Raw genomic sequence first — 15339 nt, forward strand, 5'->3', positions numbered from 1 at the left:
GGCTTAGCAGAGGAGCGAACAAAGGTTTCGGGCGGGTCAGGACACCAGCCTTCCCGAAGCGGAGTCCCTTCGCCGGGACGATGGATCAGGTCAGGCCGTCATCCGGGTTGTCGACGCATCCCCGATGTGATCACGCGTTCCGTAGATTGGCCGACCTGCTCCTCTCTAGAACCCCATCAGGCGACGGCCACAGCGCCGATCCCGTACAGAAGCAGGTTCCTGGCGAGTGGATGACGCAAAAAGGGATTGACTAACCAGGGCCCGTTACAGAAGCCCGGATGGAGCGCAGCGCAATCCGGGTGCCTCAAATCATGCTGGCGGCCGCGGATTAGGCTGCGCTCCATCCGGGCTACGGCAGGTGGAAGGCATCTTGACGCCGTCCCCGCGCCATGGTGTGTAGTTCCCTATGAGCACTGTCGTCCGCCCATCCCGTCTTTGGTGGCGCACCTCCTAAGAGGTGGCCGGTGCGATTTCTTTTCCATAAATCGTCGAAGGTCGCCAACGCAGCGCGGCGGCCTGATCGTTTGTCCTGTGTGGCGTTCCCTCGGCAAGTCTCGTAAGAGGAGCCCAAGAGGATCACATGAACAGGACAGTCTTTGCCCTCCCGGCCAGAAGCGACTATGTGACCCGCGCGGGTCTTGCGATCACGCGCGTGGCGGAGCAGTTCAGCGGCGGCGCCAACCGGCTCGACGATCTCGTCAGCCTGCTCGACCGCCGCCGCGGCGTGGTGCTGTCGTCGGGCACGACCGTGCCCGGCCGCTACGAGAGCTTTGACCTCGGCTTCTCCGACCCGCCGCTCAAGCTCGAGACCGTGGGCGTCAATTTCAAGCTGGAAGCGTTGAATGCGCGCGGGCAGGTGCTGATCGCCTTCCTCGCCGACGTGCTGCGCGAGCCCTGCGTGGTCATCTCCGAGAAAACGGCCTCGCGGCTTGCCGGCCACATCATCCGCGGCGATGCGCCGGTCGAGGAGGACCAGCGCACGCGTCGCGCCAGCGTGATGTCGCTGGTGCGCGATCTCGTCAGCGCCTTCTCCGCCAATGATGACGGGCTGCTCGGCCTGTTCGGCGCCTTTGCCTACGATCTCGTCTTCCAGATCGAGGACCTCGTGCAGAAGCGTGCGCGAGAGAAGGACCAGCGCGACATCGTGCTCTATGTCCCCGATCGCCTGCTCGCCTATGACCGCGCCACCGGTCGCGGCGTGGTGCTGAGCTACGACTTCAGCTGGAAGGGCCGATCGACCGAGGGCCTGCCGCGCGAGACCGCGGACAGCCCATATCTCAAGACGCCGCGGCAGGGCTTTGCCGATCATGCGCCCGGCGAATATCAGGCGACGGTGGAGACCGCGCGCGCGGCCTTTGCGCGCGGCGATCTCTTCGAAGCGGTGCCGGGACAGCTCTTCGCCGAACCCTGCGAGCGTTCACCGGCGGAAGTGTTCCAGCGTCTCTGCGTCATCAACCCGTCGCCTTACGGCGCGCTGATGAATCTCGGCGACGGCGAGTTTCTGGTATCGGCCTCGCCCGAGATGTTCGTGCGTTCCGACGGCCGTCGCGTCGAGACCTGCCCGATCTCCGGCACCATCGCGCGCGGCACGGATGCGATCGGCGATGCCGAGCAGATCCGCCAGCTCCTGAACTCGGAGAAGGACGAGTTCGAGCTCAACATGTGCACCGACGTCGATCGCAACGACAAGGCGCGCGTCTGCGTGCCCGGCACCATCAAGGTGCTGGCGCGGCGGCAGATCGAGACCTACTCGAAGCTGTTCCACACCGTCGACCACGTCGAAGGCATGTTGCGTCCCGGCTTCGATGCGCTGGATGCGTTCCTCACCCATGCCTGGGCCGTCACCGTCACCGGCGCGCCAAAGCTCTGGGCGATGCAGTTCGTCGAGGATCACGAGCGCTCGCCGCGCCGCTGGTATGCGGGTGCGATCGGCGCGGTGAATTTCGACGGCAGCATCAACACCGGCCTGACCATCCGCACCATCCGCATGAAGGATGGCCTTGCCGAGGTGCGTGTCGGTGCCACCTGCCTGTTCGACTCCGATCCTGCCGCGGAAGATCGCGAATGCCAGGTGAAGGCCGCAGCCCTGTTCCAGGCGCTGCGCGGCGATCCGCCCAAGCCGCTGTCGACTTTTGCGCCAGATGCCACCGGAAGCGGCAAGCGGGTGCTCTTGATCGACCATGACGACAGTTTCGTGCACATGCTCGCGGATTACTTCCGCCAGGTCGGCGCCAGCGTCACGGTGGTCCGCTATGTGCATGCGCTCGACATGCTCAAGCAGAAGACATGGGATTTGCTGGTGCTGTCGCCCGGACCAGGCAGGCCCGAAGATTTCGGGATCAAAAAGACCATCGACGCGGCGCTTCAGAACAAGCTGCCGGTGTTCGGCGTCTGCCTCGGCGTGCAGGCGATCGGTGAATATTTTGGCGGCGAGCTCGGGCAGCTGACGCATCCCGCCCACGGCCGGCCGTCACGGGTTCAGGTGCGGGGTGGGCGCCTGATGCGCAATCTGCCGAACGAGATCGTGATCGGCCGCTATCATTCGCTGTATGTTGAGCGCGACAGCATGCCGGATGTCCTGTCCGTGACAGCGAGCACCGAGGACGGCGTCGCCATGGCGCTCGAGCACAAGACGTTGCCGGTCGCCGGCGTGCAGTTCCACCCGGAATCGCTGATGTCGCTCGGCGGCGAGGTCGGTTTAAGAATTGTCGAGAACGCATTCCGGCTGAATGCGGGCGTCGATTGAGAGGCACCAATGACCTTTGACTACGATCTGAAGGCAAGCGTTCGCAGCATCCCGGACTATCCAAAGCCCGGGATCATGTTTCGCGACATCACAACCCTGCTCGCGGATGCGCGCGCCTTCCGCCGCGCGGTCGACGAGCTCGTGCATCCCTGGGCCGGCAACAAGATCGACAAGGTCGCCGGCATGGAGGCGCGCGGCTTCATCCTCGGCGGCGCGGTGGCGCATCAGCTCTCGGCCGGCTTCGTGCCGATCCGCAAGAAAGGCAAGCTGCCGCACACCACGGTGCGTATCGCCTATTCGCTGGAATACGGCATCGACGAGATGGAAATGCATGTGGATGCGGTCGCGCCCGGCGAGCGCGTGATCCTGGTCGATGACCTCATCGCCACCGGCGGCACTGCCGAGGGCGCGGTGAAGCTGCTCAGGCAGATCGGCGCCAACGTGGTGGCGGCCTGCTTCATCGTCGACCTGCCGGAGCTCGGCGGCGCCGCCAAGCTGCGCGCCATGGACGTGCCGGTGCGCACGCTGATGACGTTCGAAGGGCATTGAGCGCTTAGATCGCTTCCGCCCTCAGCTCCGACAGCCAATGCAGCATGCGCTCCTTCAAAAGCGCATCGCGGACATAGCTCATCTCCTCCTCATCCAGCCGCTCGCATTCAGCGAAGCTGAGACCAGCGGCGCCATGCGCGTTCCAGGCTGCCTGAAGGGCGCGGCAGGGATGCCCGCCCTGGCGCAGCGTGAACCAGATCCGGTTGGGGATCTTCTCCAGATCCAGCGTCTGGCCGACCCAGGCTTCGCCCGTCGCCGCGCAGCGGACGACGTAGATGCCGACGGCGGTCTTGCGCTCCTTGTAGGCGGCGATCGCGGCCTTTCGGTCGATGCTCATGGGCTTGGGTCTCGCGGGGGAGGGTGTCGCGCGGGGTCATACAGAGCGCCGGGCGGCCGGTCAATATTACCCGGGTAAAAAATTAGGACTGTTGCAGGATCAGGCTGAGCTCGAGCTCACGGAAGGCGAGATAATTCCTCCGGATCCACTGATGCAGCTCGGTCGACGAATCCTTCTCCTGGCGCAGATAGCCGGTGAAGGAGAAGGTCAGCCGGTCGATATAGGTCTTCAGGAAGCCCGGCAGCGCTGGCAGGCGGAACAGCCTGCCGCCGGCCATGGCGGGCGGCAGCTCGCCGCGCACGACGTATTCATTGTCCACGACGATCAGGTTGATCCGCGGGATCTGTGCGCGCAGCATCTCGTATGCGCGGCCGGAGACGCGGTCGGTGTCGGCGACGAACAGGATCATCGGCGCCACGTGGCGCCGTGCGGCTTCCTTCAACAGGCCGATCTCGTCGGTCATCTTGAAGAACTCGTCGAAGGCGTGGAAGCCGAGGTCGATGACCTTGGCGAGGCCGTCATCGACGATGACGCGGTCCATGAGCTGCATCTTGCCGTAGGTATCGATGACGTCGGCCGTCTCGGTGACCTTCGGCAGATAGTCGAGCAGCGACGGCTCCTTCAGATTGACGTCGAAGGACGCGACATCACCGTTCTTGAGCAGCAGGAATTCGGTCAGCAAGCGCGCAAGCAGCGTCTTGCCGACCTGTGGTCGGGGAGAGCAGATGATGTAGACGGGCGTGGCGGCCATTAGCAGCTATATCAGGCGGGTCCGGCGCCCAATCCAGCCGCATCCGCGGCTTGCCCGCAACTATTTTTCGCTGCTGCGGGCGGCGGGCTTGGAGCCGACGATGTCGGTCAGCCGGATGCGGTCAAACTCGCTCCAGACGTTCGCCAGCCAGTGCCGGACATAGCCGCGCAGCACGAACGAATAGTTCGCGGCCTCGTCGTGGATGCCTTTGTTGGCGACGAATTTCAGGAACGGAACGGACGAGACCTCGACCTGCTCATAGGCCATTTCGTTGAGCTTGGGGATGGTCAGCTCGGTCGCGTCCTTGATGCGGTGGAAGTAGGAGTTGTAGGTCGCCTGGTCCCACTGGAAGAACTGGGTGTCGTTGATGAAGTTCTTCACCAGGAAATATTTCGCGCCGGTCATGAAACCCGCCGTCTCGGCGATCTCCTCCAGCGATGCGATCGAGGGCCCCAGGATATGGAACACCGCGAAGGTGATCTGGCCGGCCTTGGCGGCGTCGAGGAAGCCGATGTCGCGCAGCGAAGCCAGCGCCGGCGAGAGCAGGCCGGCGCGGACGTCGATCACGGTCACCGACGGGCTCACCGCATTGAGCGTGTCGAAGATCTTCATCTGGTCGGCCGTCGTCGTCATATCGACGATCTCGGTGATGTCGGGATGGAAGCGCTTCAGGGTTCCGCGCGGGGATTCCGTGTCGAACGCGCGGGTCGGCACGTTGTTGGCGGAAAAATAATCGAGCAAGGTGCGCGAAACCGTGGTCTTGCCGACCCCGCCCTTGTCCGCGCCCACCACAACCACTGCCGGCTTTGCCATTGCTGTCCCCTAACGCGCGCCCGCCGATCGCTGGTTGCGATCGGCCGGGTCGCAAATCGATGTCCCGAGTCTGCTGTTGGGCGCGAACATGGCAGAAACAAGGGAGAATTCAATTCCTCGCGGCCTCGTTGCGGCAATTCCCGAGGTTTTTCCCAATCGCAACGGAATCCCCGCACGTCCGGCCTCGTGACGTCGCGAATTGTGCGATCAATGATGGCCCCAGGGCCCCATTGGATTGCCGACGGGGGTTCCGGAGCGGCTGGGCGCGGTATCCTGCGTGGCATCGGCCGGCGGCGTGCCGGAATCGTTCCAGGGACCGGTGGGCAGCGCCGGCGGGGTATCCTGCCGTTCCGCCTGCGCGTCCGCTTCGGACTCCTCCGACGGCGGCGGCAGCGGGCCCGGATCATGGCCACCGGCAAAATTGACCAGCGCCTTGACCCGCGAGTCCACGGAAGGGTGGGTCGCGAACAAATCGGCAAAGCCCTCGCGAGGATTGTCGACGCAAAGCTCCATCACGGCGGAGGTCGCGCCCGGCAGCTCGCCGCGGCCGTCGATCTTGCGCAGCGCCGAGATAATCGCGTCGGGATTCTTGGTGAGTTCGACCGAGCCGGCATCGGCCAGGAATTCGCGCGAACGCGACAGCGCGAGCTTCACCACCTGCGACACCAGCCAGGCCACCACGATCAGCACGACCGCGATGATGATGACCACCACCGCGCCGCCGCCGGAGCTCTTGCTGTCGCTGGAGGAGGACGATCGCGACGAGGAGGACGAACCCGACGACCACGAGCCGCCGGAGCCGGAGCTCCAGTTGAAGCTGGTGAACAGGCGGAAGAACAACTCGCCGAAGAAGCCGACCACGCCGGCGATGATCACGGCGACCACCATCAGCTGTACGTCGCCGTTCCTGATGTGGGTCAGCTCGTGGCCCAGCACCGCCTCGATCTCCTGGTCGTTCAGCGCTTTCATCAGACCCGTGGTGACGGTGATCGCATATTGCCGCGGGTTGAGGCCGGTCGCGAACGCGTTCAGCGCCGGGCTCTCCATGATCTTCAGCTTCGGCATGGTGATGCCGCGCGAGATGCAGAGATTTTCGAGGAGATTGTAGAGCCGCGGCTCTTCCTGCCTTGTCACGTCGCGGCCGCCGGTGACGGCGTCGATCATCGACTGGTGGAAGAAATAGGCGATCACGATCCAGGCGATCGCCGCGGCGGTCGCGAAGGGCGATGCCTTGATCAGGTCGGAGAAGGCGCGGGTCAGGTAGTAGGCGACGGGCTGATTGCCGTTGATGACGACTTCGGCGATCAGCGCGCCGGCGTAGACCAGCACGTAGACCAGCAGGAACAGCCCCGCGAGCAGCACCATCGAACGAAACTTGTTCGAGGCGATATGCGTGTAGAGACCATACGCGGCCATGGCGCGCTGTCCTGCCGGTCTATCGTTTCAGATCAGAACTTGACCTGCGGCGCCGCCTCGACCTCGGTGCGGCTTGCGCCGAGATCGAAGAACTCCTTGCGGGTGAAGCCGAACATGCCGGCGAACAAGGCGGCGGGCATCTGCTGGATGCCGGTGTTGTATTCCTGGACCGCGTTGTTGAAGAAACGGCGGCTCGCCGCGATCTTGTTTTCGAGGTCGGAGAGCTCGCTCGCGAGCTGCTGGAAATTGGCGTTGGCCTTGAGATCCGGATAGGCCTCCGATAGCGCGATCAGCCGGCCGAGCGCGCCGGAGAGCTGGTTCTCGGCCGCGGACACCTGCGCCGGCCCCTGCGCCGACATCGCCGAATTGCGCGCCTTGATGACGTCGTCGAGCGTGCCGCGCTCATGCGCGGCATAGCCCTTCACGGTCTCGACAAGGTTCGGGATCAGGTCATGCCGCTGCTTGAGCTGCACATCGATATCGGCAAAGGCCTGGCCGACGCGCTGGCTCAGCGCCACCAGGCGGTTATAGGCGCCGAAGGCGAACAGCACGAGGACGACGATGACGCCGAGAACGATCCAGCCGGTCGACATGGAGAACTCCTGAAGGGGGAAGAAGGCGGATAGCGTAGACTAAAATGACGCCGGGCGGCAGGCCGGCTCGAGAAGGCAGGCAAAAGGCAAGTAAGGCTTGGTCGGGCGCGGGCCCATTCCAGTTCAAGGGAAAAGCACCGATCGAAGTTAACTTTCGGCCATGACGGCATGGCCCCAGCGCCAGCGACGGGCACCCGCATAGGCCGCCTTGTCCCGGCGCGGCACCTTCGCAAGCTCGACGCCCTCTTCGGTGCAGAGTTTTGCCGTGATCTCGGCCTTGCCGATATCAGGCTCTGCCAGCACGCGCGAAAAGCGCGCGGGGACAGGCGCGCGGGTCAGCGCCACATAGATGAACTTCTCGTCCTCGAAGGGGACCTCGGCGCCCTTGAGTTGCCGGTGCGCCTGCGAGCGCGGCAGGCGCTGGGCGAAATGGCACCAGTCGGGCGCTGTGAGCGGGCAGGGTTTGTCGTGCGGGCAGGGCGCCGCGACATGCGCGCCCGATGCGATCAGCTGCTGGCGTAGCGCAAGGATGCGCGCATAGCCGGCCGGTGTGCCGGGCTCGATCACGACGAGAGCGTGCCGGGCTTTCGCCCACATGGCCTCGCCGAGCGCGCGTTGGTCGTGCTCACTGAGCTCACCGATCACGTAGCTCGCGACGACGAGATCGGCGGGCGCCGCTTCTGCGAGGTTCGTGCCCGCGTCGCCAGGCAAATAGCGGCAGTCGGCCAGTCGCCTGCTGTCCTGCGCAAGCTCGAGCGCCAGGCTGCTCAATGTGCGGTTCGCGTCGAGCAGGGTGAAGGATTGCAACGAAGCAAAGGCTTCCGCGGCCGCCCAGCTCGCGGTGCCCGGACCTGCGCCGACATCGAGCAGGCTTTCCGGGGCAAGCTCCGGCGCGATCTCGGTTAGCGCATTGAGGCTCGCGGCCACGGCGGCATAGGTCGCGGGCATGCGCGCGAGTGCATAGGCCAGCGCATCGGCGTCCGACTTGATCGTGCCGGAGCCGCCGCCTGCGCGATAGGTGTTCGAGATGCGCCCGGCCCGCTGCGCGGCATCGGTGCGGGAAAAGCCTATGAGCTTGGCATCAAGTGCGGCTTTGAGCTCGGCGGGGAGCGTCGGTGAGATCATCTTCCATCGTCATGCCCCGCGCGGGCGGGGCATCCAGTATTCCGAGACAGTGACAGTTAACCGAGAAGCCGCGGCGTACTGGATCATCCGCCTTGGCGGATGATGACGTCAATGCTTATGGTTCGAGATTCCGGGTTCTCGCGGAGCCTGTCATCGGGCCGCGCTTTGCGCGGACCCGGTGGCGAGCCCCGGAATGACGCAGAAATCGTCACGCCACGTTCTGGTCGAGAATGTCCACGGCCTCGGCCAGGCTCACCGACACGAGCTGCGAGACGCCGCGCTCGGCCATGGTGACGCCGAACAGCCGGTTCATCCGCGCCATGGTGATCGGATTGTGCGTAATGATGATGAAGCGCGTGTCGGTCGAGCTGGTCATCTCGTGCAGGAGGTTGCAGTACCGTTCGACGTTGTGGTCGTCGAGCGGCGCGTCGACTTCGTCCAGCACGCAGATCGGCGATGGATTGGTGAGGAACACCGCAAAGATCAGCGCCATCGCGGTCAGCGCCTGCTCGCCGCCCGAGAGCAGCGAGAGCGTCTGCGGCTTCTTGCCCGGGGGCTTTGCGATGATCTCGAGGCCGGCCTCGAGCGGGTCGTCGCTTTCGATCAGGTGCAGTGCTGCTTCGCCGCCGCCGAACAGCTCGACGAAAAGGCGCTTGAAGTGGTTGTTGACGACCTCGAACGAGGTCAACAGCCGCTCCCGGGCCTCCTTGTTGAGGCTCTGGATGCCCTGGCGCAGCCGCTTGATGGCTTCGACGAGGTCGTCGCGCTCGGTGGTCAGGCTGGTGTGCTGAGTCTCGACCTCCTTGAGCTCTTCCTCGGCGCGCAGGTTCACAGCGCCGAGACGCTCGCGGTCGCGGCGCATCTTTTCGAGGTCCTCCTCGATTTCGTGCAGCGACGGCAGCTCGGCGCCGGGCTCGATCTCGGCAAGGCCGGCAACGGCCTGCGGCTCGACCTCCAGCATGTCGCGGATTTCGCGCTCGATGTCTTCCAGCCGGCGCCGCGCGCCTTCCATGCGCTCCTCGGCACGCGCTGTCGCCTCGCGGGCGCTCGACAAGGCTTCGAGCGTCAGCTTTGCGACGCGATCGGTCTCGGCCATCGCCGTTTCGGCTTCGGCGAGCGCGTCGGCGGCAACGCGGCGATCATTCTCGGCGTACTCGATCTCGTTGATCAGCGCGCTGCGCTTCTCGGCGAACACCGCGGGCGCGTTCTCGAGATCGCTGCGCTCGATCGAGACCTCGGTAATGCGGGCCTGGATGGTGTCGATGTGGGAGGCTGCGCTCTCCTTGCGGTTCTGCCATTCGGTGCGCTCGGCGAGGATCGCCTGCACGCGGCGGTCGGCAAGCTCAGCCTCGCGCGCCAGCGCCTGCGCCTCGGCGCGGACCTGGGCGGCCATGCGGCGATGGCCCTCGATGTCGCTGCGCACGGCGGCGAGCCGGACTTCGGTGTCTTCGCTCGACGGCAGCTCGGAGATCGCGGCGGCCGCATATTCATGCGCGGCCTCGGCCTCGGCGCGGTCGGCGGCGAGGCGGCTGTGCGCTTCCGACAGCGCCGACTTGCGCGCAGCGCGACGGTTGATCTCGCGCTCCGCGGTGGCGTGGCGCTCGCGCGCGGCGTTGAGCTCGCGCTGCGCGGCGCGCCAGGCCTCGCGGGTGGCGCCTTCGGTGCTGGCGGCCATCTTCAATTCGGAATCGGCATTCTCCAGCGCCTGGCGCTTGATCTGCGCGTCGATGCGGGCCTGCTCGAGCTCGTTCTCGATGTCGACGAGGCGGGCGCGCTCGGCGAGCCGCCGCGCGGCGCCGGTCGGCGCGTGAGCCGCCGCGACAAAACCGTCCCAGCGCCAGACGTCGCCTTCCGGCGAGACCAGCCGCTGGCCGGTCTTGAGTTTCGAGACGAGCTCGGCGCCGCGCTCGCGCGGCACCACCCCGATCTGGGCGAGACGACGCGCCAGCTCGATCGGCGCCTGCACGTGGCTCGAGAGCGGCACGACGCCCTCGGGCAAGGCCGGATCGCCTTCGGTGACACCGGCATTGGTCCAGCGCATCGGCGCGGAGGGATCGACGGGGGCATCGAGGTCGTCGCCGAGTGCGGCGCCGATCGCCTTTTCAAAGCCCTTGTCGACGGTGATGCCATCGATGATCGGTGGCCACAGATTCTTGGTCTCGCCGTTGACGATCTTGGAGATCGTGCGCGCCTCGGTTTCCAGGCGCTGCACGCGCTTGTCGGCCTCGTTCAGCGGCGAGCGCGAGGATTCCAGCGTCTGTCGCGCGGCCACATGCGCGGCTTCGCTGTCCTGCGCTGCGGCCTCCGAGGCCGCCAGAGTCTGCTCGGCGTTCTCGACCGCAGCGGTCAACTCGTCGAGATCACCGAAGCCGCCGGTCTCCTCGGCAAGCTTCTGCTCCTCCGCCGCGACGTTCGCGATCTCCTGGTCGAGCCGGGCGAGCTTGTCACGGTGGGTGCGGACGTTGGCTTCGAGTTGATTCCGCTTGGCGGTGAGGTCGGCGAGCGCCGTGGTCAGCTCGGAGAACTGCTGCTCGGCTTCAGTCAGCGTCGCCTCGGCCTCGGACACGCGCTCATCGACGCCGGAGCGCTTCTCGACGCGCGACTTGATCTCTTCCTTCAGCTCCAGATCCTCGGCGTCGAGCCGCTGAAGCGCGACGTCGGCGTCCATGGTCTGCTGCTGGGCGCGGGCGATATCGCCCTCGAACTGGGCCAGCCGGCGCTCGAGCTCGGTAACGCGCTCCTTGGCGCGCTCTTCCTCGCGGTCGAGCAGTTCGCGTGCATTGGTAAGCCGTTGCAGGCCTGCCGCAGCGCGCGCTTCCGCATCGCGCAGCGCCGGCATCCCGGCGGCGCGGATCGCCTGGATGCGAGCGGCTTCGGCCTGATGCTGGGTGCGCTCGGCCATCTCGCGCACGGCGAGATCATGGGTGTGGCCGGAATCATTGACCTCGGCATGCGCGCCGATCCAGCGCAGATGGAACAGCGTCGCCTCGGCCTTGCGGACCTTGGCCGCGACCTCGCGATAGCGCACGGCCTGACGGGCCTGCTTCTTCAAGCCTTCCATTTGCCCTGCGAGCTGGCCGATCACGTCCTCGACGCGGGTGAGGTTGGTTTCGGCCGCCTTCAGCCGCAGCTCGGCCTCATGGCGGCGGGCGTGCAGGCCGGCGACGCCGGCGGCATCTTCGAGCACGCGGCGGCGCTGCTCGGGCTTGGCCTGGATGATCTCGCCGATCTTGCCCTGGTGGACGAGGGCGGGCGAGCGCGCGCCGGTGGCGGCATCGGCGAACAGGATCTGCACGTCACGGGCGCGCACGTCGCGGCCGTTGATGCGATAGACCGAGCCGGCCTCGCGCTCGATGCGGCGGGAGATTTCGAGAAGCTGGCTGTCGTTCATCGCCGCCGGCGCGGTGCGATCGGCATTGTCGATCGTCATCGTCACTTCGGCGTGGTTGCGCGCGGGACGATTGCCGGAGCCGGCGAAGATTACCGCGTCCATGTCGGCGGCGCGCAGCGATTTGTGCGAGGTCTCGCCCATCGCCCAGCGCAGCGCTTCGACCAGGTTCGACTTGCCGCAGCCGTTCGGTCCGACGACGCCGGTGAGGCCCGCTTCGATCACGAAGTCGGTGGGCTCAACGAAGGACTTGAAGCCATGAAGGCGCAGGCGAGTGATCTTCATAAAACACGCTTCTCTGTTGGCAGGACGCGAATCTCCCTGCCGTGACAATACCATAGAAGGCAAATGTCGGTGTCTGGGCTACCGCTTCGAGCGGCTTATGCACAAGCGACAATGGCTGTGCCGGTGCTCAAGGGCAACCGGCCAGCAACGCTTTTCCCAAGGCTTTTGAGGCGCGAATCAGGATCAAGCGTGAAGATCAGCTCTTCAACAGCGGATTGATCTTCTTCGCGAATTCCTCGAACGAGGCCTCGCCCTTGATCTTCTCGCCGTTGATGAAGAACGTCGGCGTCGAATCGACCTTCAGGACCTCGCTCGCATATTTCTGGTCGGCGGCGATCTTGTCGAGCAGCGCCTGGTCCTTCAGGCAGGCCTCGACCTGGCTCTGCGAGAGGCCCGCCTGCTTGCCGATCCGGGCAAGCGTCTCCGTGGTGTTCTTCGTCACCCAGTCGGCCTGCGAGCGGAACAGCATGTCGGTGACGGCAAAATATTTCGGCGCATCACCATTGGCGATGCAGCGCGCCAGCATCGCGCCGGCGGCGGCTTTGATGTCGAGCGGGAACTCGCGGAAGATGTAGCGTACCTTGCCGGTGTCGATGAATTCCTTCTTGATCTTCGGGAACACCTGCTCGTTGAAGGCCGCGCAATGCGGGCAGGTCATCGAGGCGAACTCGGTGATGGTGACGGCGGCGTTGTCCGGGCCGAGCGCCATGTCGGGCAGCGACACCGGCTTGGCGACATCGGAGGCGCTCTGCGCCATGGCCTCGGTGATAAGCCGCAGCGGCGACAACCCGGCAGCCACGGCAAGTCCGGTCAGCGAAAGCATCGTGGTGAAGACGCGGCGGGTGATCATCAAAGGTCCAACTCCCGAAATTGGCGTGGGCACGCCCAAAGTTCCCCGATTGAGCGGCCTGTCGCTAGCTTGAAACCGCGATGGAGGCAATGGCGGGCCGCAATATCCGCTCCAGATTAGCGGCGGAATGAGGCTCAATTTCGCTTGATTGCGGCACCCAGCCGGGCCAGCGCGTCCCGCAATTGTTCATCGTCGATATTGCCGAGGGTCTCGGCCACCTTTGCCACCGCCGCGGCGTCGGGCGGGCGGGGTCGCGCCGGGCGGCCGCGGCTGGATAGGGGGGCCTGGCGGAAGGCGAGCTTGCCGACCGCATTCCAGCCGAAGAAGCGGTTGACCCGCTCCAGGATGACGTCGGCCGAGTGCTGGATCTCCAGCGCCATCGGCCCCTCGACCCGCAGCACCAGTGTCGCCGGCTCCTGCGGCTGGCCCTCCACCGGCCGCGGCCATTGCATCTTCAGCGGCTCCGAATGCGCGGCGATCTCGGAGCCGGCAATCTCGCCCCACCGCGTCACCAGTTCGCGCGCGGCAAAGCCCTGCTTGGCATAGGCCTCGGCGAAGACGTCGTTGAGCAGGATCGACAGCGGCTTTGCACTGATGGGGCCGGGCTTGGACATGGCTTCCTTATATCATCCGGCGACGCTGACCAGAAGCTATCCGGCGCCATGCCGGGCATAGCCGTCCAAGGGACGGTGTCGCTTCCGCTCGCCTATGCCCGGCCATCCACGTTGTGCCGTGAAGAAAGGCGTGGATGCCGGCGACAGGCGCGGGCATGACGTGGAGAGTTCGGTGCGACGTCGATACAGTGTCTGCATGAGCTCCAAACCCGCCCTGAGGGCGAAATCGCAACCAGTTCGGTCGGAAGTCTCCGCGCGCCCTTTCGCGCTGCTGCAGTGGTACGACCGCCATCGCCGCCGCCTGCCATGGCGGGCGGCGGCGGGCGAGACGCCCGATCCGTACCGCGTCTGGCTGTCGGAGATCATGCTCCAGCAGACCACGGTCAAGGCGGTCGGGCCCTATTTCGAAAAATTCCTCGCGCGCTGGCCTGACGTCACCGCGCTCGGCCGCGCCTCGCAGGACGACGTGCTGCGGATGTGGGCGGGGCTCGGCTACTATTCGCGGGCGCGCAATCTGCATGCCTGCGCGGTCGCGGTGGCGCGCGACCATGGCGGCGTGTTTCCCGATAGCGAAGAAGGTTTGCGGTCTCTGCCGGGCATTGGGCCCTACACCGCGGCGGCGATCGCCGCGATCGCGTTCGATCGGCGCACCATGCCGGTTGACGGCAATATCGAGCGGGTGGTGTCGCGTCTGTACGCCGTCGAGGAGGAATTGCCGCAGGCAAAACCGCTGATCCAGCAGTTGGCGGCGACCCTGCTCGCCGAGACCCGTGCTGGCGACGAGAAGTCTCGCGCCGGCGACAGCGCGCAGGCGCTGATGGATCTGGGCTCCTCGATCTGCACGCCGAAGAAGCCGGCGTGTTCGCTCTGCCCGTTGAACGAGGATTGCGTCGCGCGGGCGCAAGGCACGCAGGAGACGTTTCCGCGCAAGGCGCCGAAGAAGAGCGGTACGCTGCGGAGAGGAGCGGCCTTCGTCGTCGTCCGTGGCGATGAGCTGCTGGTCCGCTCGCGGCCCGAAAAGGGTCTGCTCGGCGGCATGACCGAGGTGCCGGGCTCGGATTGGCTCGCCGGCCAGGACGACAAGGCCGCGCGCGCGCAGGCGCCTGAGATCAAGGGCCTCACGCGCTGGCAGCGCAAGCTGGGTGTGGTCACCCACGTGTTCACGCATTTTCCGCTGGAGCTCGTTGTCTACACCGCCGAGGTCGACGGCCGCAGCCGCGCGCCAGGGGGCATGCGGTGGGTTCCGATCGCAACCCTTGCTGACGAAGCGCTGCCCAACCTCATGCGCAAGGTGATCGCGCACGGGCTGGATCTCTAGCTTCTCGCGCACTCCTGACAGGATGCTGGCAGCAGCGCTGCGCTATCGGAATCGAAACGGAGGTTCCCGATGGTCAAGACTGCGCTCGACGATTTCAACATGCCACCCTGTGCCAAGCTCCTGGGCTGGCGCCTTTTGGACGCCCGGCCCGAGGAGGGCTGGATCCAGCTTGGCTTCGAGGGCAAGCCGGAATTCTGCAACCCGGCCGGTTTCATCCAGGGGGGCATGCTGTCCGCGATGCTCGACGATACGATGGGTCCGGCCGTGCTCGTGATGAGCGAGGGCAGGCTCTATACGACGACCGTCAGCATGACCGTGAATTTTCTCGCGCCGGCCAAGCCCGGGCCGATCGTGGCTGAGGCCAGGGTCACCCAGCTCGGCAAGACGATCGCATTCGTCGAAGGGAAGCTGGTGGCCGAAGACGGCACGCTGCTTGCGACCGCCACCGCCAGCGAGCGCCTGCTCGATGCGGCGAAAGTGGTTCGCTGATACAGGCGCGGTGGACCTGCTTCACGTTCCCAGCCTGGAACAGGGTCTACCCGCGCGTGCAATGA

At 65.8% G+C, this 15339-nt stretch carries 13 protein-coding genes; 4 read left to right on the forward strand and 9 right to left on the reverse strand.

The genetic code is table 11. From position 1 onward, the window contains the following. Positions 1 to 580: 580 nt before the first annotated feature. Entirely contained in the window at positions 581 to 2746 is a 2166-nt protein-coding gene (locus YUU_RS0121425; RefSeq protein ID WP_027524249.1) for an anthranilate synthase component I, read from the forward strand. Positions 2747 to 2755: 9 nt separating this feature from the next. Further along, entirely contained in the window at positions 2756 to 3295 is a 540-nt protein-coding gene (locus tag YUU_RS0121430) for an adenine phosphoribosyltransferase (protein ID WP_027524250.1), read from the forward strand. A gap of 4 nt (positions 3296 to 3299) precedes the next feature. Here the strand turns inward: YUU_RS0121430 and YUU_RS0121435 are convergent, their stop codons facing one another. From YUU_RS0121435 to YUU_RS0121475, 9 genes are all read right to left on the reverse strand, one after another. Then, positions 3300 to 3632: a GIY-YIG nuclease family protein gene (locus YUU_RS0121435; RefSeq protein ID WP_027524251.1), complete on the reverse strand. Its 333-nt coding sequence runs from the start codon at positions 3630 to 3632 to the stop codon at positions 3300 to 3302. 82 nt (positions 3633 to 3714) lie between these two features. Further along, positions 3715 to 4383 carry a hypothetical protein gene (locus YUU_RS0121440; protein ID WP_027524252.1) on the reverse strand — a complete coding sequence of 223 codons (669 nt, stop codon included), beginning with the start codon at positions 4381 to 4383 and terminating at the stop codon, positions 3715 to 3717. A 60-nt stretch (positions 4384 to 4443) separates the two neighbouring features. Next, positions 4444 to 5196 carry a hypothetical protein gene (locus tag YUU_RS0121445; RefSeq protein WP_027524253.1) on the reverse strand — a complete coding sequence of 251 codons (753 nt, stop codon included), beginning with the start codon at positions 5194 to 5196 and terminating at the stop codon, positions 4444 to 4446. A gap of 207 nt (positions 5197 to 5403) precedes the next feature. Continuing rightward, positions 5404 to 6612, reverse strand: coding sequence for a M48 family metallopeptidase (locus YUU_RS0121450; RefSeq protein WP_027524254.1), 1209 nt, complete (start codon positions 6610 to 6612; stop codon positions 5404 to 5406). Between the two features lie 32 nt (positions 6613 to 6644). Then, positions 6645 to 7205 carry a LemA family protein gene (locus tag YUU_RS0121455; protein WP_027524255.1) on the reverse strand — a complete coding sequence of 187 codons (561 nt, stop codon included), beginning with the start codon at positions 7203 to 7205 and terminating at the stop codon, positions 6645 to 6647. 147 nt (positions 7206 to 7352) lie between these two features. After that, complete coding sequence (locus tag YUU_RS0121460; RefSeq protein WP_027524256.1) at positions 7353 to 8330, reverse strand: small ribosomal subunit Rsm22 family protein; 978 nt, start codon at positions 8328 to 8330, stop codon at positions 7353 to 7355. A 208-nt stretch (positions 8331 to 8538) separates the two neighbouring features. Then, positions 8539 to 12003, reverse strand: a complete 3465-nt coding sequence (locus tag YUU_RS0121465; protein WP_027524257.1) for a chromosome segregation SMC family protein — start codon at positions 12001 to 12003, stop codon at positions 8539 to 8541. Positions 12004 to 12199: 196 nt separating this feature from the next. Further along, on the reverse strand, positions 12200 to 12856 hold the full coding sequence (locus tag YUU_RS0121470; RefSeq protein ID WP_027524258.1) for a DsbA family protein: 657 nt from the start codon (positions 12854 to 12856) through the stop codon (positions 12200 to 12202). A 131-nt stretch (positions 12857 to 12987) separates the two neighbouring features. Then, positions 12988 to 13467, reverse strand: a complete 480-nt coding sequence (locus YUU_RS0121475) for a DUF721 domain-containing protein (protein ID WP_027524259.1) — start codon at positions 13465 to 13467, stop codon at positions 12988 to 12990. 196 nt (positions 13468 to 13663) lie between these two features. Between YUU_RS0121475 and mutY the strand changes: the two genes are divergently transcribed. Beyond that, complete coding sequence (gene mutY, locus YUU_RS0121480) at positions 13664 to 14785, forward strand: A/G-specific adenine glycosylase (protein ID WP_027524260.1); 1122 nt, start codon at positions 13664 to 13666, stop codon at positions 14783 to 14785. A gap of 69 nt (positions 14786 to 14854) precedes the next feature. After that, on the forward strand, positions 14855 to 15274 hold the full coding sequence (locus tag YUU_RS0121485) for a PaaI family thioesterase (RefSeq protein WP_027524261.1): 420 nt from the start codon (positions 14855 to 14857) through the stop codon (positions 15272 to 15274). Positions 15275 to 15339 lie beyond the last annotated feature (65 nt).

The organism is Bradyrhizobium sp. Ec3.3, assembly GCF_000472925.1.
In the GTDB taxonomy this organism is placed as follows: domain Bacteria; phylum Pseudomonadota; class Alphaproteobacteria; order Rhizobiales; family Xanthobacteraceae; genus Bradyrhizobium.